This window comes from Hyella patelloides LEGE 07179 (genome assembly GCF_900659865.1).
GTDB lineage: Bacteria > Cyanobacteriota > Cyanobacteriia > Cyanobacteriales > Xenococcaceae > Hyella > Hyella patelloides.
In genome coordinates, this window is sequence record NZ_LR214439.1 from 1 (window position 1) to 1,012 (window position 1,012).

3 protein-coding genes are annotated in these 1,012 nt (G+C 41.4%); 1 reads left to right on the plus strand and 2 read right to left on the minus strand.

Translation table 11 applies throughout. The features are described from left to right. On the plus strand, positions 1–158 hold a 158-nt coding region (locus H1P_RS35570; RefSeq protein ID WP_425461570.1), incomplete at its 5' end, for an ISAzo13-like element transposase-related protein. A 74-nt stretch (positions 159–232) separates the two neighbouring features. On the opposite strand, the gene H1P_RS35575 is transcribed toward H1P_RS35570, so the two are convergent. Both H1P_RS35575 and H1P_RS38730 read right to left on the minus strand, forming a co-directional pair. Further along, positions 233–481 (minus strand): hypothetical protein, encoded by a 249-nt coding sequence (locus tag H1P_RS35575; protein ID WP_222427426.1) that lies wholly within the window; start codon positions 479–481, stop codon positions 233–235. 216 nt (positions 482–697) lie between these two features. Beyond that, the gene (locus tag H1P_RS38730; protein WP_144876510.1) at positions 698–892 is read right to left on the minus strand and encodes a helix-turn-helix domain-containing protein; all 195 of its coding nucleotides are present in this window, start codon (positions 890–892) and stop codon (positions 698–700) included. Positions 893–1,012 lie beyond the last annotated feature (120 nt).

Here is a 1,012-nt window from a genome sequence, read left to right on the forward strand (position 1 = left end):
ACCCAGACCGTACGCGCTTTCAGCGAGAGGATAAATTACTGATTCTCTGTGATGCTGGAGGCAGTAATGATTATCGCCGTCGCTTATGGAAACGTCAAATACAGTCTGTTTTAGCTGATAGTTTAGGGCGTTGTTCAAAAACGGGGTATTTTGGGTAACAGTTCGCAGGCAAAATTAAGCCAAGGCGCGGACTTAGCTTACAGAACAAAAGTATTAATATGAAACCTAATTGTCAGGCACGTTGAAAAAGGTTAAATCCTAATAGCTCCAGCCAATGAGGATGTTTTTCACCTGTCATCAACTCTGTGGGACTCTTCCCGATTCGCTCAGGAACTCGACTTGCCATAAATCGACGATGATTCAGAAAAAATCTGAGAAGAGCGAGATAATCAGAATTGAGGTGCTTTCTCAAGAAAAAGTAATTTCTCAAACGAGAATTAAGGTTTTCCACCAATGAACTGGCTCTGGGAGTCGATTTCATGGCTGATTCCACTGCTTCGGTGACAGGGAGAAATTTTTCGGAAAGTTTCTGATAAAGATGATTCCACTTTTGCCAATAGACATTAGTTGAAAGGGACTGTTACTCAGTTTACTCAAATATTGGGCTTATTTAACCTAATTTAACAGTATGAGCTACTTCACGGCACGTAGAACAACTATAGAGAACATAAGTTCTATGAGATAGCGGATTTTTCTGTCAAAGTGTAACCCCGTTTTGAACAACGCCCATATCGCTACGCTTTTCGAGGCGAGAAATGGCAGGCTGTTTGACGTTAAGCTTGGATGCCAATTCATCTTGAGTTAGAGAGACGGCATGACGAATTTCATTAAGAGCAGTTTCTGATTTGAGTTGTTCTGTATGGGCTGCAATTTTAGCTTTTCTAGAGGTAATCGTTCATTCCCCCCTAAAAAATTCCCAGGAAAATTAGGCGCGAGGAATCCCCGCAGATTAATTACAAACAGGAAAAGGTGGTGGATTAATTCCTTTTCTTGCCCCTCTCAAAACTTGAGC

Bases quoted from the DNA above. Each gene is read 5' to 3' on its own strand.
- H1P_RS35575 (WP_222427426.1), bottom strand. From the start codon at position 481: ATGAAATCGACTCCCAGAGCCAGTTCATTGGTGGAAAACCTTAATTCT.